26 protein-coding genes, 1 tRNA gene and 1 other RNA gene are annotated in these 26,948 nt (G+C 67.7%); 12 read left to right on the top strand and 16 right to left on the bottom strand.

Annotated features, from left to right (window positions below):
- Positions 1 to 31: 31 nt before the first annotated feature.
- From dxs to A7D17_RS10170, 6 genes are all read right to left on the bottom strand, one after another.
- Positions 32 to 1,948 carry a 1-deoxy-D-xylulose-5-phosphate synthase gene (gene dxs, locus A7D17_RS10195; RefSeq protein WP_064509004.1) on the bottom strand — a complete coding sequence of 639 codons (1,917 nt, stop codon included), beginning with the start codon at positions 1,946 to 1,948 and terminating at the stop codon, positions 32 to 34.
- A 674-nt stretch (positions 1,949 to 2,622) separates the two neighbouring features.
- Positions 2,623 to 3,279: an HNH endonuclease gene (locus tag A7D17_RS10190; RefSeq protein ID WP_064508968.1), complete on the bottom strand. Its 657-nt coding sequence runs from the start codon at positions 3,277 to 3,279 to the stop codon at positions 2,623 to 2,625.
- A gap of 262 nt (positions 3,280 to 3,541) precedes the next feature.
- A complete protein-coding gene (locus tag A7D17_RS10185) occupies positions 3,542 to 5,335 on the bottom strand; it encodes an acyl-CoA dehydrogenase C-terminal domain-containing protein (protein ID WP_064508967.1) in 1,794 nt (597 codons plus the stop codon).
- 37 nt (positions 5,336 to 5,372) lie between these two features.
- Positions 5,373 to 5,849, bottom strand: coding sequence for an LEA/WHy family protein (locus A7D17_RS10180; protein WP_064508966.1), 477 nt, complete (start codon positions 5,847 to 5,849; stop codon positions 5,373 to 5,375).
- 90 nt (positions 5,850 to 5,939) lie between these two features.
- A non-coding RNA gene (locus tag A7D17_RS10175) (sX9 sRNA) lies at positions 5,940 to 6,017 on the bottom strand.
- Between the two features lie 100 nt (positions 6,018 to 6,117).
- Positions 6,118 to 6,654, bottom strand: a complete 537-nt coding sequence (locus A7D17_RS10170; protein WP_064509003.1) for a lipocalin family protein — start codon at positions 6,652 to 6,654, stop codon at positions 6,118 to 6,120.
- A gap of 179 nt (positions 6,655 to 6,833) precedes the next feature.
- On the opposite strand from A7D17_RS10170, the gene A7D17_RS10165 reads away from it, so the two are divergent.
- Together A7D17_RS10165 and A7D17_RS10160 are read left to right on the top strand one after the other, a co-directional pair.
- A tRNA-Phe gene (locus A7D17_RS10165) sits at positions 6,834 to 6,909 on the top strand.
- Positions 6,910 to 7,171: 262 nt separating this feature from the next.
- A complete protein-coding gene (locus tag A7D17_RS10160; RefSeq protein WP_064508965.1) occupies positions 7,172 to 7,447 on the top strand; it encodes a hypothetical protein in 276 nt (91 codons plus the stop codon).
- A gap of 172 nt (positions 7,448 to 7,619) precedes the next feature.
- Here the strand turns inward: A7D17_RS10160 and cho are convergent, their stop codons facing one another.
- Complete coding sequence (gene cho / locus A7D17_RS10155; RefSeq protein ID WP_082861867.1) at positions 7,620 to 8,474, bottom strand: excinuclease Cho; 855 nt, start codon at positions 8,472 to 8,474, stop codon at positions 7,620 to 7,622.
- Positions 8,475 to 8,934: 460 nt separating this feature from the next.
- On the opposite strand from cho, the gene A7D17_RS10145 reads away from it, so the two are divergent.
- The gene (locus tag A7D17_RS10145; RefSeq protein ID WP_064508963.1) at positions 8,935 to 9,510 is read left to right on the top strand and encodes a hypothetical protein; all 576 of its coding nucleotides are present in this window, start codon (positions 8,935 to 8,937) and stop codon (positions 9,508 to 9,510) included.
- A gap of 13 nt (positions 9,511 to 9,523) precedes the next feature.
- Here A7D17_RS10145 and A7D17_RS10140 read toward each other — a convergent pair whose 3' ends face one another.
- Entirely contained in the window at positions 9,524 to 10,198 is a 675-nt protein-coding gene (locus A7D17_RS10140) for a class I SAM-dependent methyltransferase (RefSeq protein WP_064508962.1), read from the bottom strand.
- Positions 10,199 to 10,467: 269 nt separating this feature from the next.
- On the opposite strand from A7D17_RS10140, the gene A7D17_RS10135 reads away from it, so the two are divergent.
- Positions 10,468 to 10,800, top strand: a complete 333-nt coding sequence (locus A7D17_RS10135; protein WP_039523025.1) for an SMR family transporter — start codon at positions 10,468 to 10,470, stop codon at positions 10,798 to 10,800.
- Positions 10,801 to 10,933: 133 nt separating this feature from the next.
- A complete protein-coding gene (locus A7D17_RS10130; RefSeq protein WP_064508961.1) occupies positions 10,934 to 12,559 on the top strand; it encodes a hybrid sensor histidine kinase/response regulator in 1,626 nt (541 codons plus the stop codon).
- A gap of 218 nt (positions 12,560 to 12,777) precedes the next feature.
- Here A7D17_RS10130 and A7D17_RS10125 read toward each other — a convergent pair whose 3' ends face one another.
- The 8 genes from A7D17_RS10125 to A7D17_RS10085 all read right to left on the bottom strand — a co-directional run bounded on the left by A7D17_RS10125 (position 12,778) and on the right by A7D17_RS10085 (position 19,083).
- Complete coding sequence (locus tag A7D17_RS10125; protein ID WP_064508960.1) at positions 12,778 to 13,224, bottom strand: DUF6691 family protein; 447 nt, start codon at positions 13,222 to 13,224, stop codon at positions 12,778 to 12,780.
- Positions 13,221 to 13,661 carry a YeeE/YedE family protein gene (locus A7D17_RS10120; RefSeq protein WP_064508959.1) on the bottom strand — a complete coding sequence of 147 codons (441 nt, stop codon included), beginning with the start codon at positions 13,659 to 13,661 and terminating at the stop codon, positions 13,221 to 13,223. Before A7D17_RS10120 ends, A7D17_RS10125 begins: the two co-directional genes overlap by 4 nt.
- A gap of 1 nt (position 13,662) precedes the next feature.
- Positions 13,663 to 14,019, bottom strand: a complete 357-nt coding sequence (locus tag A7D17_RS10115; protein ID WP_082861866.1) for a metalloregulator ArsR/SmtB family transcription factor — start codon at positions 14,017 to 14,019, stop codon at positions 13,663 to 13,665.
- 391 nt (positions 14,020 to 14,410) lie between these two features.
- Positions 14,411 to 14,686 (bottom strand): DUF3658 domain-containing protein, encoded by a 276-nt coding sequence (locus A7D17_RS10110; RefSeq protein WP_064508958.1) that lies wholly within the window; start codon positions 14,684 to 14,686, stop codon positions 14,411 to 14,413.
- Positions 14,687 to 14,806: 120 nt separating this feature from the next.
- Positions 14,807 to 15,085 carry an oxidative damage protection protein gene (locus tag A7D17_RS10105; protein ID WP_046962459.1) on the bottom strand — a complete coding sequence of 93 codons (279 nt, stop codon included), beginning with the start codon at positions 15,083 to 15,085 and terminating at the stop codon, positions 14,807 to 14,809.
- Between the two features lie 21 nt (positions 15,086 to 15,106).
- Positions 15,107 to 16,180, bottom strand: coding sequence for an A/G-specific adenine glycosylase (mutY, locus tag A7D17_RS10100; RefSeq protein WP_064508957.1), 1,074 nt, complete (start codon positions 16,178 to 16,180; stop codon positions 15,107 to 15,109).
- Positions 16,181 to 16,521: 341 nt separating this feature from the next.
- Positions 16,522 to 18,195, bottom strand: coding sequence for a signal recognition particle-docking protein FtsY (gene ftsY, locus A7D17_RS10090; protein WP_064508955.1), 1,674 nt, complete (start codon positions 18,193 to 18,195; stop codon positions 16,522 to 16,524).
- Positions 18,196 to 18,366: 171 nt separating this feature from the next.
- A complete protein-coding gene (locus A7D17_RS10085; protein WP_082861864.1) occupies positions 18,367 to 19,083 on the bottom strand; it encodes an AraC family transcriptional regulator in 717 nt (238 codons plus the stop codon).
- Positions 19,084 to 19,244: 161 nt separating this feature from the next.
- Here A7D17_RS10085 and A7D17_RS10080 point away from each other — a divergent pair, with 161 nt between their 5' ends.
- From A7D17_RS10080 to A7D17_RS10050, 7 genes are all read left to right on the top strand, one after another.
- Positions 19,245 to 20,183, top strand: coding sequence for a proline racemase family protein (locus A7D17_RS10080; RefSeq protein ID WP_064508954.1), 939 nt, complete (start codon positions 19,245 to 19,247; stop codon positions 20,181 to 20,183).
- Positions 20,183 to 21,421 (top strand): NAD(P)/FAD-dependent oxidoreductase, encoded by a 1,239-nt coding sequence (locus A7D17_RS10075; protein WP_064508953.1) that lies wholly within the window; start codon positions 20,183 to 20,185, stop codon positions 21,419 to 21,421. Before A7D17_RS10080 ends, A7D17_RS10075 begins: the two co-directional genes overlap by 1 nt.
- On the top strand, positions 21,418 to 21,663 hold the full coding sequence (locus A7D17_RS10070) for a 2Fe-2S iron-sulfur cluster-binding protein (RefSeq protein WP_064508952.1): 246 nt from the start codon (positions 21,418 to 21,420) through the stop codon (positions 21,661 to 21,663). Before A7D17_RS10075 ends, A7D17_RS10070 begins: the two co-directional genes overlap by 4 nt.
- A complete protein-coding gene (locus A7D17_RS10065) occupies positions 21,656 to 22,969 on the top strand; it encodes an NAD(P)/FAD-dependent oxidoreductase (protein ID WP_064508951.1) in 1,314 nt (437 codons plus the stop codon). Before A7D17_RS10070 ends, A7D17_RS10065 begins: the two co-directional genes overlap by 8 nt.
- Positions 22,966 to 23,874, top strand: coding sequence for a dihydrodipicolinate synthase family protein (locus tag A7D17_RS10060; protein WP_064508950.1), 909 nt, complete (start codon positions 22,966 to 22,968; stop codon positions 23,872 to 23,874). The genes A7D17_RS10065 and A7D17_RS10060 overlap by 4 nt, the downstream gene beginning before the upstream one ends.
- Before the next feature lie 192 nt (positions 23,875 to 24,066).
- Positions 24,067 to 25,662, top strand: a complete 1,596-nt coding sequence (locus tag A7D17_RS10055) for an aldehyde dehydrogenase family protein (protein WP_064508949.1) — start codon at positions 24,067 to 24,069, stop codon at positions 25,660 to 25,662.
- On the top strand, positions 25,659 to 26,858 hold the full coding sequence (locus tag A7D17_RS10050; protein WP_064508948.1) for a M24 family metallopeptidase: 1,200 nt from the start codon (positions 25,659 to 25,661) through the stop codon (positions 26,856 to 26,858). The genes A7D17_RS10055 and A7D17_RS10050 overlap by 4 nt, the downstream gene beginning before the upstream one ends.
- Positions 26,859 to 26,948 lie beyond the last annotated feature (90 nt).

Here is a 26,948-nt window from a genome sequence, read left to right as displayed (position 1 = left end):
CCGCTGGCGGCGATGTGGCAGCGTGGCGGGATCAGCCCGCCGCGGCGTTCAGCGTCGGCGCGCTGGTGGCCATTAGTTGCGGCCAGCGCGTGAGCACTGCGGCGCGGATGCCAGCCTGGTCGATGCCGGCTTCGGCCAGCAGATCTTCGCGGCTGGCGTGGTGCTGGAAGCTGTCCGGCAGGCCCAGGTGCAGCATGGCCATCAGCACGCCTTCGGCGTTGAGCAACTCGGAGACGCCCGAGCCCGCGCCGCCGGCAACCACGTTGTCTTCGATGGTGACGAAGCCGTCGTGGGTCCGGGCAAGCTCCAGCAGCATCGCCTTGTCCAGCGGTTTGACGAAGCGCATGTTGACCACGGTGAGGCCAAGCTCGCGGCCCACGGCCTCGGCCGCGTCCACGCACGCGCCGAAGCCCAGCAGGGCGATACGCGTGCCGCTGTGGCGCAACTGCGCCTTGCCGATCGGCAGGGTGGTCAGCGAGGCTTCCAGTGCCACGCCCGGGCCGGTGCCGCGCGGGTAACGCACCGCGGCCGGGCCTGCGTAGTGCACGCCGGTGCTCAACATCTGGCGACATTCGGCTTCGTCGGCCGGCGCCATCACCACCATATGCGGCACGCAGCGCAGGAAGCTCAGGTCCAGATTGCCGGCATGGGTGGCGCCATCCGGGCCGACCACGCCACCGCGGTCGATCGCAAACAGCACGTCGAGCTTCTGTACCGCCACGTCGTGCACCAGCTGGTCGTAGCCGCGCTGCAGGAAGGTGGAATAGATCGCCACCACCGGCTTGGCGCCCTGGGTCGCCATGCCGGCGGCCAACGTCACCGCGTGCTGCTCGGCAATGGCCACATCGAAGTAACGCTGCGGGTATTCCTTGCTGAAGCGCACCAGGCCCGAGCCTTCGCGCATTGCCGGGGTAATCACCAGCAACCTGGGCTCGGCGGCGGCCATGTCGCAGACCCAGTCGCTGAAGATATCGGTATAGGTCGGCTTCTTGGCGCCCGTCTTGGCGACCAGGCCCTTGCTCGGATCGAACGGGCCGACCGCGTGATAGCCGATCTGGTCGCCTTCGGCCAGCTCGTAGCCCTTGCCCTTGGTGGTGATCACGTGCAGCAGCTGCGGGCCCTTGAGGGTCTTCAGGGTCTTGAGCGCGCCGACCAGGCAGGGCAGGTCGTGGCCATCGATGGGACCTGTGTAATGGAAACCCATTTCCTCGAACAGCGTGGACGGCACGAACATGCCTTTCCAGTGTTCTTCCCAGCGCCGCACGAAGCGCGCAGTGGGGTTGTTCTTCTTGTCGCCGAGGATCTTCTTGCCGCCTTCGCGGATGGCGTTGAGCGTGCGGCTGCCGCTGGCGCGGCCCAGCATCTTGGTCAGCCCGCCGACCGCTTCGGAGATCGACATGCGGTTGTCGTTGAGGATCACCAGCAGGTTCGGTTCCGGATCCATGCCACCGGCGTGGTTGAGCGCCTCGTAGACCATGCCGGCGGTCATCGCGCCATCGCCGATCACCGCCACCACCTTGCGGTCGTCGCCATTGCGCTGCGCGGCGATGGCCATGCCGAGCGCGGCGGAGATCGAGGTGGACGAATGGCCCACGCCGAAGGTGTCGTAGACGCTCTCTTCGCGCTTGGGAAACGGCGCCACGCCGTCCTTCTGCTTGACGGTGTGGATCTGGTCGCGCCGCCCGGTCAGGATCTTGTGCGGGTAGGTCTGATGCCCGACGTCCCACACCAGCTGATCGACCGGGGTCTGATACAGGTAGTGCAGGGCGACGGTGAGTTCGATCACGCCCAGCCCGGCTGCGAAGTGCCCGCCGCTCTTGCCGACCGATTCGATGAGATAGGCGCGCAGCTCCTCGGCGATCGCCGCAAGCTCGGCTTCGTCGAAGCTGCGCAGGTCGTCGGGAGTCTGGATGCGCGACAGGCGCGGATAGCGGGTGGAGTCGATCATCATCGTGTCAATGTGCTGAAACCATATTGTCCTCCCCATGCGAAGGCCCGGCAAGCAAACCGGTTCAGCTGTCAGCGGGCGGTGAGGGTGGCGCGGCCCGGTGTTGCTGGGCTGTACCTTGCGTGCAGCCGCCTGCGGCAATCTGCCGCACCCTGTGTGGCGCTTTCGGGTAAGTGGCAATCGGCAATGGGCGATAGGCGACGGGCGACAGGCGACAGGCGACAGGCGATTCTCCAGTGGCGCATTGCCGTGCGCTGACAGGTGCAGGCGGCTGTCCGCAATCAAGCCGAGCAAAGTCGAATGTTGAGCGGTGTTCTTCCGCTGCCGTCGTCGACACCGTGGTGGAGCATCGTCGCGCAACTGCAGCGATGCGGGCCGCTGGCAGCCAGTGGCGGGCCTGCGCATGACCAAGGCTGCAAGGGTTTCGGCCGCGCCGCGCGGTTGGGTGCCGGTCGAGTGGCCGGGACGCCGAGCGGCAGGGTGTGCGGTCTGGAAGCGTTGAGGGCGACGACACGGCGTCTGCCGCTGTCGGCACTGCCGCTGCCGGTAACGTTGGGCGTGTCGCCAACTACGCGTGCGGCACATGCCGGGTCGGTGAGTGCCCTGCAGTGACCTGGGACGCGCCGCGATCCAGTCCGGGCCGCAATGAACCAGCTGCCGCAGACCAATGCGCCCTACAGCGACAACTTCGAACGCTTCGGCAGCTGGGCGCGCAGGAACGCCATCTGGTCGGAGAGGATGTTGCGGTTGGACAGGATCAGGTGCTCGATCCAGCTCGGCCGGTACGGCACCGCCAGTAGGGGCATATGCGCCTGCTGCGGCGTGCGGTTGGCCTTGCGCGAATTGCACTGGAAGCAGGCGGTGACCACATTCTCCCAGGTGTCGCGCCCGCCCTTGGAGACCGGCATCACGTGGTCGCGGGTCAGGTGCGGGCGGCTGAAATGCTGGCCGCAATACATGCACAGCTGCGAGTCGCGCGCGAACAGGGCGGTATTGCTGAGTGTGGGTGTGGGGTCCAGCGCGCGCGATCGGGCATGGCCACGGGCGGCGATGATGGGGTGCAACTCCAGCGTGCTGCGCTCGCCGGTGAGCCGCGAGATGCCGCCGTTGATCAGCATGCAGGGTTCGCCCAGCGTCCAGGACACCGCATCGCGTGCATACAGGCAGGCAGCATCCTGCCAGTTGATCCAGTCCAGGACCCGGCCATGCGCATCGAGCGAGAGCAAGCGCAGGGCGGGTAACTGGTGGATTGCAGCGACAGCGCTGCCCGCGACCGGGGCAGTGGTGCCTCCGGGGAAGATCACATCACCTACGTGCGTGTCTGTCTCCATCGGGAAAACAGCTTATACCCGATCGTTGACAGTTTGTGTATTGCAGCGAACGGCGTTGGCGCGTGTCTTGCAAACAATGGCTTGGCACGGACTGACTTGGCCGTGAAGCCGCCGTGCTGCGGGATCGATCGTTGGGCGCGTTGATGGCGTTGGTGTGAACCGGACGAGCCCAGCTGGGCGCTAGGCCTTGCCGATCGATGCCGCCTTGTCGCGGCCAGGTCCGCTCCTACACCGGCGGCAGACCCGGGCTATGCGAGGTCGCTCAGGCGTCGCCGAACAGCTCCGCCTCCAATGACATCAGCGGGGCGGCGCCGCTGCGGATGGTGGCGGCGTGGGTCAGCGTGCGCGGCAGGATGCGGGCGAAATAGAAGCGTGCGGTCTCGCGCTTGGCGCGCTTGAAGTCGTCGCCCTGCGCCGAGGCATCGGCGGCGGCCACGCTGCGCGCCCACCAGTACGCCAGCACCACATAGCCGGAATAGAACAGGTAGTCGTAGCTGGCCGCACCCAGTTCATCCGGGTTACGCGAAGCGCGGTCGAGCACGTCGCGGGTCAGCATCGCCCACTCGCTGGCCTTGTCGCGCAGCGGTTTGATGAACTCGGCCAGTGCGGCATTGCCTTCCTGCGCCTTGGCGAAGGTCTCCACGTCGGCCAGGAACAGCTTGAGCCCGGCGGCCTGGCTGGCGGCGGTCTTGCGGCCGATCAGGTCCAGCGCCTGGATGCCGGTGGTGCCTTCGTAGATGGTGGTGATGCGCGCGTCGCGGGCCAGCTGCTCCATGCCGTATTCGCGGATATAGCCGTGGCCGCCGAAGCACTGCAGCGCGTGGTAGGTGTTTTCGATCGACCATTCGGTCTGGCAGGCCTTGGAGATCGGGGTGAGGAAGCTCACCAGGGTCTCGGCATCGGTGCGTTGCTGTTCGCTCTCGCCGCGATGGGCTACATCGACCAGGCTGGCCGCATGCAGCGCCAGCAGGCGGCTGCCTTCGGTCAGCGACTTGATGGTCAGCAGCATGCGGCGCACGTCCGGGTGCACGATGATCGGGTCGGCCGGCTTGTCGGGGAATTTGGCGCCGCTGAGCGAGCGCGATTGCAGGCGTTCGCGGGTGTAGCGCAGGGCGTTCTGATAGGCGCGCTCGGACAGGCCGATGCCTTGCAGGCCTACGCTCAGGCGCGCGGTATTCATCATCGTAAACATCGCCTGCAGGCCCTTGTGCGGCTGGCCGACCAGGTAGCCCTGCGCGCCCTCGAAGTTCATCACGCAGGTCACCGAGCCCTTGATGCCCATCTTGTGCTCGATCGAGCCGCAGTGCAGCGCATTGCGCTCGCCCACGGTGCCGTCGCGGTCTACCTTGAACTTGGGGGTGACGAACAGCGAGATGCCCTTGGCACCTGCCGGGGCGTCGGGCAGTTTGGCCAGCACCAAGTGCACGATGTTGTCGGTGAGGTCGTGCTCGCCGGCGGTGATGAAGATCTTGGTGCCGGTAATGGCGTAGCTGCCGTCGGCATTGGGCTCGGCGCGGGTCTTGAGCAGGCCCAGGTCGGTGCCGCAATGCGGCTCGGTCAGGCACATCGTGCCGGTCCAGCGGCCGTCGGTCAGCGGCTTGAGGAACGCCTCCTGCTGCCAGGCCTCGCCGTGTTGGCGCAGCGCTTCGCTGGCGCCGTGCGAGAGCAGCGGGAAGTTGCCCCAGGCCAGGTTGGCGGAGTTGATCATTTCGTTGAGCGGCACGCCCAGCAGGTGCGGCATGCCTTGCCCACCGAATTCCGGCTCGGCGGTCAGCCCGTTCCAGCCGCCCTCCACGAACTGATCGTAGGCGGCGCGGAAACCCGGCGGCGTGGTCACCGCGTGGGTGCTCTTGTCGAATGCGCAGCCGATTTCGTCGCCCACGCTGTTCAGCGGCGCCAGCACCTGAGTGGTGAAGCGGCCGGCCTCTTCGAGCACGGCATCGATGATGTCGGCACTGGCTTCGGTGTAGCCGAGCCGGGCGAACAGGGCTTCGGCGCCCAGGACGTCGTGCAGGGCAAAACGGAAGTCGGCCAGTGGGGCGGTATAGCTGCTCATGCGGAATCCTTCGAAGACGGTGCGAAAGGCGTGCGCGTCAGCGCAGCACCCCGTTGAGGCCAGGGGCCGGGCTGAGCGTGTTGCGCGATTCCACCGCGAACTCGCGTTGTTTCTTGTCCTGCGGGGTCGCCCAGACGGTGCCCTTGAGGGTATAGGGCAGCGAGCGGCCGCCGGCGAGCACGTCGGCCACGGTGATCCGGCCCAGCGAGGTGGGTTGCAGGCTGACGGTGACCACATCGGCGGTTTCCGGTCCGATCGAGATGCCCACGGCCTGGTCGAGCTTGCCGGCCACCTGATCGCCGGCGGAAATCTCCAGCGACACGCGCTCGAACTGCATCGGAATGCTGCTGTAGTTCTGCAGGCGCAGGTCCACCGACCACGAGCCGTCGGCACGCACGGTGAGTTGCTGGATGCTGGCTGCCGGCTCGGATACACGGCGCACCGCGCCGCCACAGCCGCTCAACAGCAGGCCGCAGGCCAGCAACACGATCAGAAGGCGATAGGCACGACGCATGTACTTGGGTCCTTGGCGATGAGGCGGCGCCAAGAATACTACGCAGTACGGACAGCGCCTTGCGGCCTGGAGCGGCTAACCGAACATGCGGGCAGTCGCCCGCCAGGTCCGGCAGTCGTCCGCCAGGTGTGGACGGCACGCAAGAACCGGAATGTACGCGTGGACCATGCCGCAACGGGTACCGCACGCGCCTGCCCGGCGCTTGCGCAGTGGTTGTGTTGGCTGATCCAGGGCGACGTCGCCGTGGCCGACCGTCAGGCAGCCCGATTTACAGCAACGGCGCGGCCACGATCAGTGGCGACAGGTCATAGCCCATCCGGGTGGCCTGCGCCTTGAGCTGCTCGAACTGCGCGCGCGGCATCTGTGGCGAGCGCGACAGGATCCATAGGTATTTGCGGTCCGGCTCGCCGACCACTGCCCATTGATAGTCCGGGTCCAGCGCGATCACCCAATAGTCCGCCCACACCAGCGGCAACCAGCCCAGCCATTCCGGGGCAAAGCGTACCTGCAGCTGGCCGGGTTGGCCCTCGACCGGGCGCGCCACGCCGTCGGCCTGGGCCAGCTCGCCGTTGGCCGTGCGGCAGCCATTGCGCACCCCGATCAGGCCATCGTCGCGCAGCGTGTAGCTGGCGGTGATGTCGCCGCGGCACTTGTTCTGAAACGACACCGGCAGGTGCGCGATCTCATGCCACTGCCCGGCGTAGCGTGAGAGATCCAGCTGCGGCACCGCACGCACCGGTTGCTGCGCAAGCGCCGTCAGCGGCAGCAGGGCAATGCACGACAACAACAGGCGAGGCAGGCGCATGGCGATCTCCGATGGACGCGCGCAGGCTAGGCCATGCACCCCGCCGCGCGGCGTGAACCGGCGCAAGAAACCGGCTGCCGACGCAGCCCTGCAACAAAGTTCGTCACAACGCTTGCCCAAACTGCGCCTGCTCGCTATGATGCGCGTCCTCGCAACGCAGGCAGCATTGTTGCGATAGTGGCCGAGTAGCTCAGTTGGTAGAGCAGGGGATTGAAAATCCCCGTGTCGGCGGTTCGATTCCGTCCTCGGCCACCATTTTCTGCAAGCCTTCGTTCGCAAGGCTTTCCGGTCATCACCGGGTCGTTGTTCTCTCCTCGCGTTGCCTTCGATCCGACCGCCTTTTGCGGCCGTACAGATGTGCGTCTGTCGCGCAAACAGGCTTTGCCAGGTAGTGGCTTGGTGGCATGACGCGGCTGACTGCCGGTTTCAGGCAGTACTCGCGTCAGGGCACCGTAGGCGTGATGTAGCGGCGTGATTTTCCACGCGATCTTCAACCCGGCGTGGCGATAATTTGCGCATGACGCACAACACCCTCCGACGCACATTGATCCACGGCTACTGCGGCGAATTCCGCGTGGAGACGATGGAAAGTCAGGCTCCCGGACAGACGCGGTGGTTTTCGACTGCGTTCGTCTATCACCGCGACCGTAGCGCGCCGATCGCCACGATCGAAGGCGCTGGAGAGGGCGACTATCGCGGCGACGCGCGCGAGCAGGCGTTGCGGGTGGGATCGTGCCTGGCGGAGTTTCTGGATCCGAAGGAGTACCGCACCAGCGAAACCGCAGGCGAGTAGCCGCGCTGTGTAGCGGTGTGGTCAGCTGGCCGCGCCAGGCAATCTGCCTGGAAATAGTGCAGGCTTCGCCGAGACGGTACTGCGAGCCTGGCAGGGAAATTCAGCGGCAACGTGCGGCGCTCCTGGAGGCGTCGCGAGCCACTGCGTATTCGTCTGCAAAGACAGTCCACCTCTAGAGCAATGCCACGCAATGCAGGTGGGTTTCCAGCGCCTTGCGCAGAATCCGGTAGCTGTCGCGGTCGAATTCGCCGGGTGCGGCTTTCAGCTTGCGCGCCGCGGCAAGCGAGCGGGCGCTGCCAAGATACTGCCAGTCGCGAAGGACGTGGAACTGGGTCAGCTGCGCGCCTGTTTCCTTCAGCGCGACGGCACCGGGAAATGGCCACGCCGCCTGTTCCAGATGCCCAAGCGCGGTCCGCAGGCGTTCTTCATGCGCGCCCAGCGTCTCCGCGCCGTGGCAGGCGCCTGCGCAATGCTTGAGCATGGCGCGGAAACAAGGCCGGCCGGCGGTTGCGCGCTCCAGGCCCAGCAAGCCGTAGCACAGGCGTTCGCGGTCGGCCAGGCGGCGCAGTGCGTCCCTGGCCGATCGCGGGCTGGAATACAGCCCGTACAGACCCGGCGTGACCGCCGGATCGCTCTCGGCCGAATGCACGATGGAAATCTCGCCGCGATACAAGCGCATCGAGAATTGCCGCGGTACGCGCCGTAGCTTGCGGTTGTACATCGGTCGCATCGTCTTGATCAGCTGCGATTCCAGCAATTGCGCGCCGAGATCGCCCGCCATCTCCACGCTGCTGATGTGTCGGGTCTGGCGTAGCAAGGCGGCCTCGCGAGGGGTGCGGAAATGATCCATCACTCTCGCCCGCAGGTTGATGCTTTTGCCGATGTACAACGGCAGCGTGCTGTCCTGACCATGGAACAGATACACCCCGGGCGTTGCCGGCAGGCTTTCCAGCGCGCTGCGCAGATGCTCGGGGTAGGCGTAGTCCACCGTAGGTTGGCCGCGACGGGGGCGCTCAGTGCGCGCCATGGGCCATCCTGTCGCTGTGTGATCGCCGCGCGCCCGGGCACCCAATGGTCGTGGTATGCAGAAGCTGCCTGGAGGGAGTTGTGTGAGGTGCGATCCAGCAAAGACGTGTCATCGGGCAATAGCGTGCCGGCGCGCTGTCTCATGTCATGAGACTTGGGTTTCAAAGCGTCCCGGCGCCTGATTGTCGAGGACGCACGGCCTGCCCGCTGCCTCGACGGGCAACTGAGTGCCGCCGGGCTGTCGCCGCACTTGGACCTGCCGCGGCAAGATCGGCGTGTTCTGCGCAGACGCGGCGAAGTGCCTGATCGCCAGCTGGTCTGCCGGCCCAGGGCGCGCCGTTGATGCAGTGACGGCCTGGTCACAGGTGTCAGGCAATTCGATGACCAACCCTGCCGGGTATGCTTGAGCGCCAAAGACGGACCAAGGAACGGCAATGACACGGCAATACGGGTGGTGGGCGATGACGGCAATGCTGGCCATGGCGCTGCCGTGCGGTGCGACGCCGCTTCCGGCGGGCGCCTTGAAACTATTGCCTGCAGGGCAGTCGGTAATTGCGGTCGCCAGCGCGGATCTCACCGGCGATGGCCGCCCGGATTATGTGGTGGCCCTGCGCGCGACCGCCGAAGATGCGCTGCGCTCCGGTGGTCGCGACGCGCCGCCACGGACCTTGCTGGTCCTGGTCGCCAGCGCCAACGGCTTTACCGAGGCGGCCCGCAACACGGCGGTGATCTTCAAGGCCGACCAGGGCGGGCAGTGCGATCCCTTTCTGGATGCCGAAGATGGGCTGGTCGCCAAGGGCGCGTATTTCACCGTGCAAAATGGCGTGTCGTGCGGGCAGCACTGGACCGACTACATCACCTTCCGCTACGACCGCGCACGCGGCGCATTCGTTTTCCACAAGCGCGTGGTCGAAGCCTGGGAACTGAACACCGACGAGGCGCCGGACAGCGACGCCCTGCGCCTGGCCGAGCACAAGGTGATCGCGGCCGATCCGCGCACGCCGGTGTTGCTGTCTGCCTACACGCCGGCGCCGTGATCCTGCGGGGTGGTCAGGCGTCTGCCGGCCACCAGTTGTCCATATTGCGGCGATAGACGAACAGCCGCGGCGCCTTGGCCACCTGCGCGGCCGCCTGGCGTTCGCCGGCGACCAGCGAAAACCCGATGTCGGCCAGCATGCGCGACAGGACATTGGCATTGCCACGGCCAGGGTCGCTGATCACGATTTCGCACGAGGGCCTGGCGAGTTCGGGGATGAGTTTGGCCAGCAAGCTGGCGTGGCGCGTTTCGTAGAGCACGTCGCTGGCGATGATCATGTCGAACTGGCCCATGTTCAAGGCGCCGGCATCCCAATCGAGCCGGCGATACGGCACCGAGCCCAGCGAGTTGAGGGCGGCGTTATAGGCCAGGAACACTTCCGCCAACGGATGATGGTCGCTGGCAACCACATCGGCGCCACGCCGGCGCAGCACCAGGCTCGCCAGGCCCAGCCCGCAGCCGAGTTCGAGAATGCGCCGGCCTTCGATCGGGCGCGTGGCCATGGCCTGGGCCAGCAACTGGCCCGCCGGCCAGACCTGGCCGAACAGGCTCCACTGCGCCGAGGAGATGCCGGCGTCGGCAGCGGTGTCGTCCGGGTCGGCGTATTGCTGCTTGTCCGCCAATGCGCGGATGACGTAGGTCAGTTGCCCGAAGGTCAACTCGTGAATCTGGGTCTGGTAGCCCGGCATGGTGGCATCGCATGATTGCCAGAGCCTGCGCTGGCTGGAAAGACGCGCGCACCGCGCCAGAACGGCCGAATGAAGCGCAAGAGCTGCTTGCTGCCTGCGCATGCTACGGCAAAACGACCGATGCACCTGCCTGCCAGTGCCGGCCCGCCGTGCCTGCATTAGCCTGCTTTCAGCAAGCGACGGCGCAGGCAATGGCGCACAGCGACGCGCTTGCATGCAAGCCGGTGCCTGCCGCTATGGTCGCCGCATTCCACGGGCAAGGTGCCGCAATGAAGAACTGGATATTCCTGGCAATCGCGATCTGCGCAGAGGTCACCGCCACGGCGGCGCTCAAATCGAGCGAAGGCTTCACGCGCATGTGGCCATCGCTGCTCACCGTGCTGGGCTACGGCATTTCGTTCTATTTCCTGGCGCTGACGCTGCGCGTGATCCCGGTCGGCATCGCCTACGCCATGTGGTCGGGCGCGGGCATCGTGTTGATTTCGCTGGTGGCGTGGGCCGTGCACGGACAACGGCTGGATGCGCCGGCGCTGCTGGGCATGGGCCTGATCGTAGCCGGTGCGGTGGTCATCAACGTGTTTTCCAAGGTGGCGCCGCATTAGCGCGTGCTGCCTCCCGCGCACCGGGTTGCATCGGCGGGCGCGGCCGTACGGGAAAGGCTCATGGATGTGAGGGATCAACTCACCGGCCCCAACTAGACTATCGCCACGGGAATGGCCCCGCGGAGAACACCACTTGAACGATTCCCGTCACGAAGAGCTGCGAGCGCCTCACATCAGCGAATCTCGCAGTCTGCCTGTCGAGAAGCACCGCTCGGATATCTTCTTTGCTGCGGTGGAAACCACGCGCATGCCGATGACGGTGACCGACCCGCATCTGCCGGACAACCCGATCGTGTTCGCCAACCGCGCCTTCCTGGAAATGACCGGGTATTCGTCCGAGGAAATCATCGGTAACAACTGCCGTTTCCTGCAGGGTCCGGAGACCGATCCGGCCAGCGTGCAGGACGTGCGCGAGTCGATCGAAAACCGCCGCGAATTCGCCACCGAAGTGCTGAACTACCGCAAGGACGGCTCCTCGTTCTGGAATGCGCTGTTCGTCTCGCCGGTGTTCGACGAGCAAGGCAACCTGGTCTACTTCTTCGGTTCGCAGCTGGACGTGAGTCGTCGCCGCGATGCCGAGGACGCCTTGCGCCAGGCGCAGAAAATGGAGGCGCTGGGACAGCTGACCGGCGGGATCGCGCACGATTTCAATAATCTGCTGCAGGTGATGTCCGGGCACCTGGAAGTGATCCAGATGATGGCGTCCGGCGATGCCGCCAAGAATGCCGAGCGCATCGCCTTCAGTGCCGAGCATGCCGCAACCGCCGCAGCCAAGGCCGCCACGCTTACCCAGCAATTGCTGGCGTTTTCGCGCAAGCAGAAATTGCGCGGACGCGTGGTCAACCTCAATGGCCTGGTATCGGGCATGAACAACATGGCCGAGCGCGCGCTGGGCGGCGGCATCAGCGTGCGCCAGTCGCTGGAAGAGGGGCTGTGGAATTGCCAGATCGACACCACGCAGGCCGAAGTGGCGCTGTTGAACGTGCTGATCAATGCGCGCGATGCGATGGCGCAGTCCGAGCGCAAGGAGGTCACCGTGCAGACGCAGAACGTGGAGATCACCAATCACGACCTGGCGATGCACCACCAGCTGGCGCCCGGCCGCTACGTCAGCATTGCGGTCAGCGACACCGGTTCGGGCATGCCGCCGGAAGTGGCCAGCCGCGTGATGGAGCCGTTTTTCACCACCAAGGACGAAGGCCAGGGCACCGGCCTGGGACTATCGATGGTATATGGCTTCGTCAAGCAGTCCGGTGGCACCGTGCGCATCTACAGCGAAGTGGGCGAGGGCACCACGGTGCGCCTGTATTTCCCGGCGTCCAGCGAGTTCGAGAACGATCTGCAGGCCGCCAAGAGCCGTGCGATCGACAAGGGTGGCAACGAGACCATCCTGGTGGTGGAAGACAAGCAGGATGTGGCAGTGGTGGCCAGGATGTTCCTGGAGAACGCCGGCTACCGCATCCTCTCCGCATCCAGCGGACGCGAGGCAGTGGAGTTGCTGGAGCAGCACCCGGAGGTGGATGCCTTGTTCACCGACCTGATCATGCCCGGTGGCATGAACGGGGTGGTGCTCGCGCGGGAAGCGCGCCGCATGCTGCCCAGGATCAAGGTGCTGCTGACCACCGGCTATGCCGATGCCAGCATCCAGCGCACCGATGTGGGCGGGGCGGAGTTCGACGTGGTCAACAAGCCGTACACGCAGAAGGAATTGCTCAAGCGCATCCGCATGCTGCTGGATGGGCCGACTGGCGTGGGCTGAGGACGTCGTCGTACCCGGTGACGCTGCCGCGCTGCGCTGGCGTCGCCGATGCGGCCGGGCTGGCCGGTTGGCTGACGCTGCAAGACCGCACCGATCGCGCAGCGTGACCGTGGAAGCACCACGGACATCGGTACACCTGCGTTGGATCGCGTGCGCAAATGCACGCAAGCCTTGGCCGTGGTTTGCACTGCCGATGACCGGCGATGCAGTTGCGGCGGTCAGCGGCGCGATCCGCGACGCGGATCGGGTTCGGCGCGCCGTCGATACAGCAGGTGCAGCCGCATGCCGATCAGCATCGCCAACACAAACACCAGACTGGACGGCTGCAGTGCAGCCGCGCCCAGCAGTGCCGGCGCCGGGCATAGCCCCACCATCCCCCAGCCGATGCCGAACAGCGCGCTGCCCCATAGCAATGGGCCGTCGATCTGCCGATGGCTGGGTAGCTGCAGCGATGCACCACGCAGTGTTCGACCACGCCGCCGCGCCCACCAGAACGCAGGCGCCGCGACGCCGATGGCGCCGAGCATCACCAACCCAAGCGATGGGTCCCAGCGGCCGGCGACATCGAGAAAACCCAGGACCTTGGTCGGATCGGCCATGCCTGAGAGCAACAGGCCGGTCCCGAAGATCAGCCCGGCGATCGCGCTGCTGAGAACCCGATTCACCCAACGCCCCGCAACGTGGCAAGCAGGGCATGGGTGGCGATCGCCGCGCCCATGAACACGGCGGTGGCGATCAGCGAGCGGCGTGCGCCACGCGCGATGCCGCACACCCCATGCCCGCTGGTGCAGCCGCCGCCCATGCGCGCACCGAATCCCACCAGCACCCCTGCGCCGATCAGCCACCAAAATGTGGCTTGCGACTGCATGGAAGGCAGGGGCCCCACGACGGCCCACAGTGGTACGGCACCGAGCAACCCGAGCACGAACGCGCCCCGCCAATTGCGGTCATCGCGGCCCTGGCGCTGCAGCAAGCCGCCGACGATGCCACTGACGCCGGCAATGCGTCCTTCAAAGACCAGTAGCCACGCGGCGGCAAGGCCGATCAAGCCGCCCCCGGCCAATGCGCTCAACGGGGTGAAAGTGCTCCAGTCGACGACCATGTCAGTCTGGTTCCGCTGTGCCGCACACGCTGGCATACAGGGCCTGCATCACCGCAAGCACGTCGGCGCTGGCGAGGTGGTAATAGATGTATTTGCCCGCGCGACGGGTACCGACCAGGCCTTCGTCGCGCAGCACGCCCAGTTGCTGCGACAGCGTGGGCTGCACGATGGCCGTGGCCGCCTTCAGTTCGCCGACATTGCGCTCGCCCTGTGCCAGTTGGCAGAGCAACAGCAGGCGATCCTCGTTGGCCATGGCCTTGAGCAGGCCACAGGCGCGCCCGGCCGACGCGCGCAGGCGCTGCATGCTGGCAGGATCGGCGCGAAATCGTGGCAGTGCAGGCGTGGCATGGGTCGGCATGCCTTTCAATCTACTTAAAAATATAATGTTATGCAATGGAGTGTGAGAGGCGGAGGGTGTGCCCGGCGGCTACCGGACTCTCACCCCCCGAGCTGCCACACCCGCAGAGATCGCAATGCACGCAGGCGCTCGATCGCCGCTCGGCACGCGCGCAGCGCAGCGGGCGAATGCGCTGTGCCGCGACTCGGGGCTGGAGATCTGACACGGCCACACGGCGCCGCGAGCAGTCGTCATGCGGGTGCGGGCGGTGCGCAGCAGGCCGGCTGCGCGTGCGGGCCATGCCGTACTGCGCGCCGGGCGCGCTGTCTGGCGGTGAGCGTGATCGTGTTGTCAGCCGCTCTTGGGCGCTTGAAGTCGCGCGCTGGACGACGCAGTTGCCAAAGCGGATGCTTCAGCGTGGGTGTGGCGCGTGCGTGGCAAGGCGCACCTCGCCATGCCGCCAGTCGGTCATATCGCCCGCAGCCTCGAGCCGACCGCTGCGAACAAGGCCGGCAATACGCTGCGCAACCTGGTCGGCCGCATCCTCAACGTCGGCCAGATTCAACCGCTCGTCGGTGAGGGCTTTCGCAATCACCATCGCGACCTTTTGCCACTGCGCGTCGACAGCCCCGGTGATAAACGCATCGATTGCGCTCGGCTTACTGCCGGATGGGCCAGTACTCGTCATCGTGCATCACCATTGCCTATTCCCGGGGCATGGCCACAGGATGCGCGCTCCCGGGTTGCGGCGACCGACTCCGGGCCTCGCTGCCCCTCCGCACCCGCAACCTCCCAGTCCGCGCGCCACCTATTCCTCGCCAAGCGGCGCTACATAGCCCTCGGGCTTATCGGCATTACGTTCGAACAGGAATTTCTGCAGTTCGGCCTCGAGAAAGGCGCGATGCTTGGGGTCGCGCGGCGATAGCCGGTTTTCGTTGATCAGCATGGTCTGGTGCGCCAGCCATGCCTGCCACGCGCTCTTGCCGATCTGCGCAAAGATGCGCTGGCCGAGCTCGCCGGGATACGGCACAAAATCCAGGCCGTCGGTATCGCATTGCTGGTACTGGCAGAACACGGTGCGGGACATGCGAATTCCTTTGAGGCGTGCTTAGAGCGTGTCGAGCAACTTGCGGATCGGCGCCGGCAAGCCCAGCGCTCCGAGATCGGCGCGGGCGACCCAACGCAGATCGTCATTGTCGCGCACCGCCGCGCGCAGTGCGACCTTGCGCAAGCGCAACGGCTGCAGATGCAGGCGATAGTGGCTGAAGGTGTGCACGATCGGCGGCATCGCATCGGCGCGTTCGTAGCTGCCATCGATATGTTCGTCGAACCAGGCGCGCATGCCGCTGTCGGTGTCGGCCTGCGGCAGCGTCCACAGCGCGGCCCAGATGCCGGTGGGGGGGCGGCGCTGCAGCAGGATCTCGCCTTGGGCGTTTTCCAGCAGCAGCGCGGTCGCTTCGCGCTCGGGCAGGGCCTTGCCCGGTTTGGGCGTCGGCAGCGCATCCACCAGGCCCTCGCGGCGGGCGACGCAGGCATCCTGCAGCGGGCACAGCACGCACGCCGGTTTGGCGCGGGTGCACAGCGTGGCGCCGAAATCCATCTGCGCCTGCGTGTAGTCGGCCAGGCGGCCGTCGGGCACATGCGCGACATGGGTTGTCGCCAGCTGCCACAGCTGCTTTTCGACGGCCGGCAGGCCGGGATAGCCGGCAATGCCATGGAAACGCGTCATGACGCGTTTGACGTTGCCATCCATGATGGGGAAACGGTCGTTCCACGCCTGGCTCAGGATCGCACCGGCGGTGCTGCGGCCGATGCCGGGCAGCGCGAGCAAGGCATCGAGGTCACGTGGCAGCTCGCTATCGTGCAAGGCAACGCATTGCCTTGCGGCCGCATGCAAATTGCGTGCGCGTGCGTAGTAGCCCAGCCCGGCCCAGTGCGCCATCACCGTGTCGTTGTCGGCTGCCGCCAGATCGGCAAGTGCCGGAAAGCGTGCAACGAACTTCTGAAAGTACGGAATGACCACTGCAACTTGCGTCTGCTGCAGCATGATTTCCGATAGCCAGACCCGGTACGGCGCACGCGGATGCTGCCATGGCAGGTCGTGACGGCCGTGGCCGTCGAACCAGTGCAGCAACGGGGCGACAAAGGCGTCAGCGGTGGAAGCGGTGGGATCTGCGGGCATGAGGTCTGCTGGCAAGGAGGGGTGACACAGTCGGATCGAGTGCCGGACCGGCCGCGCACGCGGCGCGGCAGCGCGGATCAACGCAACGCAAACGCAAGGGCAACCCGGCACTGTTCGCAGAAGAAGCCCTCATCGCCCCGCCACTGCGGTGCCGCCGGTGCATGGTAGTAGGTCACCGGCCCATCGGCGTGTGGCTGCGTGCGCAGCGCGGCAGGCAAGCACTGCGCGAAGTGCAGGACGCGTTCGGCACGCGACCATCCGTGTGAGACCTCCTGCACCGTGCAACCTGCCTGCAACGCCAAGGCGTAGGTGGGCTGCAGGTGCGGGCAGGCGGCTGCCACTCAGCCGCCCAGCGCCTCCGGCAACAAGGCATCCACGAACGCCACCGGGTCGAACACGCGCAGGTCTTCCGGGCGTTCGCCGATGCCGGCAAACCGGATCGGAATATTGAACTCGCGCGCCAGCGCGAACACCACGCCGCCCTTGGCGGTGCCATCGAGCTTGGTCACCACCAGGCCGGTGACGCCGACCGCCGCATGGAACTGGCGCAGCTGCGAAATGGCGTTCTGGCCGGTGGTGCCGTCGATGACCATCAGCACCTCGTGCGGGGCAGCGGCGTCGATCTTGCCGAGCACGCGGCGGATCTTGCCCAGCTCGTTCATCAGGCCGGTCTGGGTATGCAGCCGGCCGGCGGTGTCGGCGATCAACACGTCGGTGCCGCGCGCCTTGGCGGCCTGCAAGGCGTCGAACGCCACCGACGCGGCGTCGGCGTTCTGCCCCTGCGCAATCACCGCCACGCCATTGCGGTCGCCCCAGGCCTGCAGCTGCGCCACCGCGGCGGCGCGGAAGGTGTCGCCGGCGGCCAGCATCAGGCTGTGGCCTTCGTCCTTGAAGCGCTTGGCGAGCTTGCCGATGGTGGTGGTCTTGCCGACGCCGTTGACGCCAACGGTGAGCACCACGAACGGCTTGAGCGAGCGGTCGATCACTAGCGGCCTGGAGACCGGCTGCAGCAGCGCGATGAGGTCGGCGCGCAAGGCCTTGAACATGGCCTGTGCGTCGGCGAATTCGCGCGACTTCATGCGCTTGCGCAAGCCTTCCACCAGCGCGGTGGTGGCGCCGATGCCGACGTCGGCGGTGATCAGCGCGGTTTCGATCTCGTCGAGCAGGTCGTCGTCGAGCTTGGGGTTGCGCGAAAACAGGCCGCCGAAGCTGCGTGCGAAGCTGCTGTTGCGCAGCCGCTCACGCCAGCCGGGTTTGCCGGCCGGGGCAGCGGGCAGGGCTTCGTGCTGGCCGACGATGCTGTCGCTGTCCTGCGTGGCCGGCGCCGGGCTGCTGACGATGGCGGGTGCGGTGACCACCGGAACGGCGCTCGCGGGAACGGCGGCAGGGGCTGCGGAGGCCGCCGGGGCTGCTGCCGGCGGCACGATGGCCGGCGCAGTGGCGACCGGTGGGACGGCCGCTGGGATGGCAGCAGCAGGTGCTGCGCCCGATGGTGTGGTGGCCGCTGGCGCTGCCGGCTGCGTCGGGGGAACTGCCGCAGGAGAGGGCGCGGCGGCAGGCGCGTTCGGTACCTGCTGCGGCTGCACGACCACTGGCGGAACCACCACCACCGGCGTCGGCAGGGGGGGCGCAGCGCTTGGTGCCGGATCCGGCAGGGCCTGCAGGGCAGAGGGTGCGGCTGCAGCAGGCGGCGTCGGCGCGGTCGGCACCGCAGCAATGCTCTGCGCCTGGCCAGTGCGTGCAGCGATGTCGCGCGCGAGCTCGTCGGCCGGGGTAACCGCCGGCTTCGGGGCGTCCGCCACCGGTGCAGGCGTTGCGGCTGGCGCGGGCGTGACCGGCGTTTCACTGGCCGGCGCTGTGCCGGTCTGCGCAGACGGCATTGCCTCGAGCGGCGAGGCAGGCGTGGTAGCGGCCGGTGCGGTGGGAAATGCGGCTGCCAGTTCTTCCAGGCTGTAGCGCGAAGTACGCGAGCTGTCGGGCGTGGTGGGCTTGTTGCGGCGGAAAAAACTGGCCATTGGCAACGCAGTAGGGGAAACCCGGAAGTCTACCATCCGGGTCCCGGCGCACCTTGACGCGCCCTTCAGTGCTGCGCTGATTCAAGGTGACCACTACGCGCTTTGCCGACGCGCTCAATCCTGCCGAATTCGGCATTTGTGCCAGCTGTGTGTCAGGGCGTCGATGCGAACCTACAACTGTCCCTTGAGGGCACGATAATCGCGCGGCGTCATGCCGACGGTGGCCTTGAACTGGCGGGCGAACGCGCTCTGGTCGGCGAAGCCGCAGCGCTGGCCGATGCTGGCGATACTGTCGTCGCCGTATAGCAGCCGCATCGCCGATTCGATGCGCAGCTTGGTCAGCAGCTGCTGCGGGGTAACCTGGAACACGCGGCGGAAGTGCCGCTCCAGCTGCGCCACCGACAGCCCGGCCAGGTCGGCCAGCGCCTGCACGCGCAGGTTGTCGCCGAAGTTGGCCTGCATGTGGTCCATCACCTGGCTGAGCCGTTCGTAGGCAGAATGACGGCTGTCCGGCTGGCCCAGGTCGCGCGAGATGCCGACCACGCCGATCACCTCGTTGGCCTCGCACAGCGGGCGCTTGAAGGTCAGGCACCAGCCAGGCAACCGGTTGGGATACAGGTGCACTTCCAGCTGGTTGTCGATCAGTTCGCCGAGCAGCACGCGACGGTCCTGCATCATGTAACTGCCGCCCAGCGGCAACGGGAACACTTCCAGCGGCGAGCGCCCGATGATCTCGCTGCGCAGCTTGCGCCCGAGCCGGCGCACCAGGGTGAGATTGCAATGGGTGTAGCGGCCTTCGCCATCCTTGATGAAGAACACCACGTCCGGCAGCGCATCGAACAGCGTCTGCATTTCCAGCGCGGGAAGGTTGAGGTCCATCAGGGTCATGGTGGCAGTCACGGTTGGACGGCTGTACGAAAGGTGCAGCCCGTTACTGATCCTAGCGCAAACGCGCGGCCCTGAAGCAGCTTGGCGATTGTGCGGATTTCCGCATTTTCACTTCGCATTGCACGCTAGTCGTTCGCGGGCCGGCGGTGGGAGCATGGGCCATGCACACCATCGACGTCATCGACTCCCACACCGCCGGCGAACCTACCCGGGTGGTGCTCTCCGGCTTCCCCGATCTGGGCGAGGGCGACCTGGCGCAGTGTCGCGAGCGCTTTGGCCGCGACTTTGACCGCTGGCGCAGCGCCATCGCCTGCGAACCGCGCGGCTCGGACACCATGGTGGGCGCGCTGTTGCTGCCGCCGCGGGACCCGAGCGCGTGCACCGGGGTGATCTTCTTCAACAACGTGGGCTATCTGGGGATGTGCGGCCACGGCACCATCGGGGTGGTGCGCACGCTGGCGGAACTGGGGCGGATCGGGCCAGGGCAGCACCGCATCGAAACCCCGGTTGGCACCGTGGGGGTGGAGCTGGCCGCAGACGGCACGGTGTGGGTAGACAACGTCGAGAGTTATCGCGCCGCCGCCGGAGTGGAGGTGGACGTGCCGGGCTACGGGCGTGTGCGCGGCGATGTGGCCTGGGGCGGTAACTGGTTCTTCATCACCGAACAGGCGCCGTGCGTGCTGGACCTGGCGCATCAGCGCGCGCTCACCGCGTACACCGAGGCAATCCGGCTGGCGCTGGAAGCGGCCGGGATCACGGGGGAGGCGGGTGGCGAAATCGATCACATCGAAGTCAACGGCGCCGCGCCCGACGGCAGCGGCGTGGCGCGCAATTTCGTGCTGTGCCCGGGGCTGGCCTACGACCGCTCGCCCTGCGGCACCGGCACCAGCGCAAAGCTGGCCTGCCTGGCCGCAGACGGCAAGCTGGGCGAGGGCGAGCGCTGGGTGCAGCAAGGCATCCTGGGCAGCGCGTTCGAGGGCAGTTATCGACTGAGCGGGCGCGGCATTGCGCCGCGCATCAGCGGGCAGGCGCATATCACTGCGCGCTCGCAGCTGGTCATCGACCCGGCCGATCCGTTCGCCTGGGGCATCGTGGCCTGATGCACGCCTCACGGCCCGCGCCTGCGCCTGCAGTGGCCGCGTCGTCGCGTGGTCCTGCAGCGGCGGCGAGCACGCCTGCGGTGGACGCAGCCCGCGCCGGGTCCGGCAGCTCTGCCGCCTCCACCCGGCGCAGTTACGACCTGATCGTGATCGGCGCCGGCATCGTGGGAGCCGCCTGCGCCGAGGCCGCGGCGGGCGAGGGCCTGCGGGTGGCGATCGTGGAGCCGGGGCCGATCGGTGGCGGCTCCACGGCAGCGGCAATGGGCCATCTGGTGGCGATGGACGACGACCCGGCCGAGCTGGCGTTGTCGGCCTATTCGCTGCGCCTGTGGGAGCGTTTCGCCACGCTGAGCGAGGCCGAATTCAGCCGTTGCGGCACCTTGTGGGTGGCCCGCGATGCACGCGAACTGGCGGCAGTACCGGCCAAGATCGCGCGGCTGGCAGCGGCCGGACTGCACGCTGACGCCATCGATGCGCAGCAGCTGTATGCCCTGGAGCCGCAGCTGGTGCCCGGCCTGGCCGGCGGCATGCGGGTGCCCGACGAGGCGGTGGTGTACCCGCCGCGCGTGGCCCGGCATCTGGTGGGGCTGGCCTGCACGGCGGGGGCGCAGGTGTTTGCTGGCCGCCGGGTGGCGCAGTTGCTGGAGCAGGGGGTGCGCCTGGACGATGGGCTGCAGCTGTCCGGACCGGTGCTGGTGGCCAGCGGCGTGGCGCTGCCGCAGCTGCTGCCGGAGTTGGCCCTGCGCCCACGCAAGGGCCACCTGGTCATCACCGACCGCCACCCCGGGCTGATCCGGCATCAGTTGCTGGAGCTGGGCTATGCCGATTCTGCGCATGGCGCCGACGACACCAGCGTGGCCTTCAATGTGCAGCCGCGGCCCACCGGGCAATTGCTCATCGGTTCGTCGCGGCAGTTCGGCGAGCACGATCGCGCGCTGTCGATGCCGGTGCTCCAGCGCATGCTGCAGCGTGCATTCGCGTATTTGCCGGTGCTGCGTGAGCTGCAGGCGATCCGTGTATGGACAGGCCTGCGTCCAACCACGCCGGACGGGCGGCCGTATCTTGGGGCGGTGCCCGGCCGGCGCGATGTCTGGGTGGCGGCAGGGCATGAGGGGCTGGGTGTCACCACGGCGCTGGGGAGCGCACGGGTGATCGTGGACAGCCTGCTTGGGCGCACGCCTGCCATCGACCCGGCGCCGTATGCACCGGCGCGCGCCGTGCAGGGGCATGCCGCATGAGCGCGACGGTGCGCCTGCAGGTGGATGCGCAGCCGGTAGAGGTGCCTGCCGGTGCCAGCGTGGCGGCCGCGGTGGCGCAGGCCACGCTGCAGTTCCGGCAATCGAGCAGCGGGCAGCCGCGTGCGCCGCTGTGCGGCATGGGCGTGTGTTTTGAATGCCGGGTGCGCATCGACGGGATCGGCCAGCAACGCGCTTGTCTGGTGGAGGCACGCGACGGCATGCAGGTACGCACCGATGGCTGAGCGCATCCTGCATTTCGATGTGCTGGTGATCGGTGCCGGCCCGGCCGGGCTGGCCGCCGCGCAGGCGGCTGCCGGCCATGGTGTGCGCGTAGGCATGGTGGACATGCAGCCGCACGCGGGTGGGCAGGTGTGGCGCAGCGATGTACGGCACGGTGCACCGCAGGATGCACGTGCGTTGCTGCAGCAGGTGGGCGATACCGCCGCGATCACGTTGCTGACGCGCACGCAGATCGTGCTGGCGCAACCGGGATGGCTGCTGGCCGATGGCCCCGACGGCACGCTGCAGCTGCATTACGCCGCCCTGGTGCTGGCCACCGGCGCGCGCGAGCTATTGCTGCCGTTCCCGGGCTGGACGCTGCCCGGCGTCACCGGCGCCGGCGCCGCGCAGGCGCTGGCCAAGCAGGGTTGGCCGCTGGCCGGCAAGCGCGTGCTGGTGGCCGGTAGCGGGCCGTTGCTGTTGGCCAGCGCTGCGACCTTGCAGCGGCATGGCGCCACGGTGCTGGGCATTCACGAACAGGCGTCGGCGGCGGCACTGCGCACGTTTGCCGCGCAGCTGTGGCGCTGGCCGGGCAAAGCCGCGCAGGCAGTGGCGCTGCGGCTGCAACTGCACCGGGTCGGGTATCGCACCGGCAGCGTGGTGGTGGCCGCGCACGGCGATACGCAGCTGCGCGAAGTGGAGCTGGAGGGGCCGGCCGGGCGCACCCGTATTGCCTGCGATCAGCTTGCGGTGGGCTACGGCCTGGTGCCCAACACCGAGCTGGCGCAGTTGCTGGGCTGCCAGCTGGAACCCTGCGGCGCGCATCGGCAGGTGCAGGTGGATGCCTTGCTGCGCACCAGCGTCACCCAGGTGTTCGCGGCCGGCGAAGCCTGCGGCATCGGCGGACGCGATTGCGCGCTGGTCGAAGGCGCGATGGCCGGACATATGGCGGCCGGCGCGCCGGACGATGCACTGCGGCTACAGCCGCGCCGGCGTACGGCGCGCGCCTTCGCCACGCTGTTGCAGCAGCAGTTCGCGCTGGACCGGCGCATCCACGCGCTGGCGCGGCCGGACACCCTGGTTTGCCGCTGCGAAGACGTGCCGCTGGGCGCGCTGGACAGCTTCAACGATGCACGCGACGCCAAGCTGGCCTCGCGCTGCGGCATGGGCGCCTGCCAGGGCCGCATCTGCGGCAGCGCACTGGCCGAACTGGGCCGTTGCCCGCCCGATCTTTCCACCGACGCCGGCCGCCGGCCGCCGTTGTTCCCGGTCCGCCTCGCGGCGCTGGCCGACTCGTTCACTTCCGACTCGCAAGGGAATCATCCATGAGCATCGCTACGTTCTGGCACGGCGTGTTGCCGGCCATCACCACCCCATTCACCGCCTCCGGTGAGATCGACCACGACTTCCTCGGCAAGCACGCCAACCAGCTGGTGGATGCCGGCTGCACCGCGATCGTGCCGCTGGGCTCGTTGGGCGAAGCGGCCACCCTGAGCGTGGACGACAAACTCGCGATCCTGCGCACCCTGGTCACAGCCTTGAACGGCCGCGTGCCGGTGGTGCCGGGCATCGCCAGCCTGGCCACCGGCGAAGCGGTGGCGCTGGCCAAGGCCGCCAAGGAGATCGGCTGCGGCGGATTGATGGTGTTGCCGCCGTATGTGTACTCCACCGATTGGCGCGAAATGGGCGCGCATGTGCGCGCGGTGATCGGCGCGACCGATCTGCCGGTGATCCTGTACAACAACCCGGTCGCCTACAAGACCGATTTCGGCCCGGCCCAGATCGCCGAGCTGGCCGCCGAATTCCCGAACCTGCAGGCAGTGAAGGAATCCTCCGGCGACGTGCGCCGTTTCGCGGCGTTGCAGGAATTGCTGGGCGATCGGCTGGCACTGCTGGTCGGCATGGACGATGCCATCGTTGAAGGCCTGAGCATGGGGGCCAAGGGCTGGATTGCCGGCCTGGTGAATGCGTATCCAAAAGAATCGGTACGCCTGTTCGAGCTGGCACGCGACGGCGGCTACCCGGCCGCCAAGGCGTTGTACAACTGGTTCCTGCCGCTGCTGCGCCTGGATACCGTGCCCACCTTCGTGCAGCTGATCAAACTGGTGCAGGCAAAGGTGGGCATGGGCAGCGAGCAGGTGCGTGCGCCGCGGCTGGTGGTGGCCGGTGCCGAGCGCGAGGCGGCGCTGAAGGTGATCGACCACGCCATCGCACACGCGCCCAAGTTGTCGTGATTGCGCAGGCGCCATGACGCTGCGCGTCACGACACTCTGTCAGCGTGTCGCGTCGGCACGCCACCGCCGCGATGGCGGGCGTGTGTCGATCGATGTGCGGGCCGCGCGCAGTGCGACCTGCGCATCGCCTCCCTGGGTAGCCGCTGCGGCACATCGCGCAGTGGCCCATTCCACGCAATCGAAGGTGCCGCAATGAACGACACGCTCCAACCCGTCCTGCTTGCCGGCCAATGGCGGCCCAGCCATGCGGCGAGCGGCAGCTTCCGCGCTGCCGATCCCAGCACCGGCGAGCCGATCGGCCCGCTGTTTCCGGTCAGCGATGCCCAGGACATCGAGACCGCGCTGCGCGCCGCGCAGGCGGCGGCCGCCGCACTGGCTGCCGCACCGGCCGAGCGCATCGCCGCCTTTCTGGAGGGCTACGCCGACGCACTGGATGCCGACGCCGACACCCTGGTGGCGCTCGCGCGCGCAGAAACCGCATTGCCGGCGCCCACCCGCCTACGTGGCAACGAGCTGCCGCGCACCAGCGGCCAGCTGCGCCAGGCGGCCCAGGCGGTGCGCAGCTACAGCTGGACCAACCCCATCATCGACACCGCCGCCGATCTGCGCGCGCATCTGGCGCCGCTGGGCAAGCCGGTATTGGTGTTCGGCCCCAACAATTTCCCGTTCGCGTTCAACGCCATTGCCGGCAGCGATTTCGCCTCGGCCATTGCCGCGCGCAATCCGGTGATCGCCAAGGCGCATCCGTTGCATCCGGCCACCAGCCAGCGCATGGCGCAACTGGCGCATACAGCCTTGCTTGCGGCGGGCCTGCCGGCAGCGGCGGTGCAGTTGCTGTATCACTTCGATAACGCACTCGGCGTGCGGCTGGCCGGCGATGCGCGCCTGGGCGCGATCGGGTTTACCGGTAGCCGCGCGGGCGGGCTGGCGTTGAAGGCCGCTGCCGATGCGGCCGGCGTACCGTTCTATGCCGAGCTTTCGAGTGTCAACCCGGTGTTCCTGTTGCCCGGCGCGCTGGCCGAGCGCGGCGATGCGCTGGCGCAGGAATTCTTTGCCTCGTGCACCCTGGGTAGCGGCCAGTTCTGCACCAATCCCGGCGTGGTGGTGGTGCCGCACGGCGCGGCAGGCGATGCCTTCGTCGCCGCCACCAAGGCGCATTTCGATGCCGCGTTGCCGATGGTGCTGTTCTCGGCCTCCGGGGTGGACGGCGTGCAACGCGGCGTGGCCACACTGCGTGAGGCTGGCGCGGCGCTGCTGGCCGGCGGGCAGCGTGGCGAAGACGGTTTCCGCTATGCGCCTACCTTGCTGAGCGTTGATGCGCAGGCGTTCCTGGCCAACCCGCAGGCGCTGCAGACCGAGGCCTTCGGGCCGGTGAGCCTGTTGGTGCGCGCACGCGATACCGCGCAGATGGCGCAGCTGGCGGCCGCGTTCGAAGGCAACCTGACCGGCACGCTGTACCGCGCAGGCGATGGCAGTGACGATGCCGCCTGGCAGGCGATCGCGCCGGTGCTGCGCGCACGGGTGGGACGCCTGATCAACAGCAAGATGCCGACCGGCGTGGCAGTGAGCGCGGCGCAGAATCATGGCGGCCCATTCCCGAGCACCGGGCATCCGGGCTTCACCGCGGTCGGCATGCCCGGTGCGATCCGTCGCTTTGCGGCGTTGCACAGCTTTGATGCGGTACCGGATGCGCTACTGCCGGTGGAACTGCGCCAGCGCAATCCCGGCGGCGTGGCGCGCCTGGTGGACGGGCAGTGGAGCAGCGCCGACGTGGGAGCGGGCGCATGAGCACGCAGATTGGCGGTCTGTCGCTTGAGCAGGCGCAGGCGCAACTGGCGCCCTGGACGCAGCGCGCCGCGCCGATCGCGGCCGATGAGTATGCGCAGCGCATCGAGCGCGCGCGCGGGCTGATGCGTGCGCACGGCGTGGATGCGTTGTTGATCGGCGCCGGCACCTCGCTGCGTTACTTCACCGGGGTGGCCTGGGGGGCAAGCGAACGGCTGGTGGCGATGCTGCTCACCATCGATGGCGACCCGGCGCTGATCTGCCCGGCCTTCGAGGAAGGCTCGCTGGACGCGGTGCTGCAGATTCCGGTGGCCAAATTCCTGTGGGAAGAACACGAGGATCCGTATGCACTGGTCGTGCAGGTCATGGACGATCGCCATGCACACGCGCTGGCGCTGGATCCGGGGATCGCGTTTGCCGTGCACACCGGCCTGCGCGCGCACCTGGGCACCGCCATCCGCGACGCCGGCGGCATTATCGATGGCTGTCGCATGTGCAAGTCGGCCGCCGAGCTGGCACTGATGCAGCAGGCCTGCGACATGACCTTGCTGGTGCAGCGCCTGGCCGCCGGCATTGCGCACGAAGGCATCGGCACCGACCAGCTGGTGCGCTTCATCGACCAGGCGCATCGCGCGCTGGGCGCAGACAACGGCTCGACCTTCTGCATCGTGCAGTTCGGTCATGCCACTGCGTTTCCGCACGGCATTCCCGGCGTGCAGCAGCTGCGCGAAGGCGAGCTGGTGCTGATCGACACTGGCTGCACCGTGCAGGGCTATCACTCCGATATCACCCGCACCTGGAGTTATGGCGCGCCCAGCGATGCGCAACGGCGCATCTGGGACCTGGAGCAGGCCGCGCAGGCCGCGGCGTTTGCGGCAATCCGCCCGGGCGTTGCCTGCGAGGCGGTGGACCAGGCCGCGCGCACGGTGCTGGAAGCGGCAGGGCTGGGCCCTGATTACCGTCTGCCCGGCTTGCCGCATCGCACCGGCCATGGCTGCGGGCTGGCGATTCATGAGGCGCCATATCTGGTGCGCGGCAACGCGCTGCCGCTGCGGCCAGGCATGTGCGCCAGCAACGAACCGATGATCGTGGTGCCCGGGCAGTTCGGCGTGCGCCTGGAAGACCACTTCCATGTCACCGACGCCGGCGCGCAGTGGTTCACGCTACCGTCGCCAGCGATCGATCAACCGTTTGCGTAAGCCTGTACGGGCTTACACACGTGTCGGAACGCACCCGGGCGCGGCGGGCGTTTCCGATCAAGCCATTCCGCCGTCCTCGCATCCTGGAGT

The organism is Xanthomonas floridensis (genome assembly GCF_001642575.1).
Lineage (GTDB): Bacteria > Pseudomonadota > Gammaproteobacteria > Xanthomonadales > Xanthomonadaceae > Xanthomonas > Xanthomonas floridensis.
The sequence above is the reverse complement of the archived record's forward strand: the minus strand, read 5'-3'. Positions and strand labels throughout refer to the sequence as shown.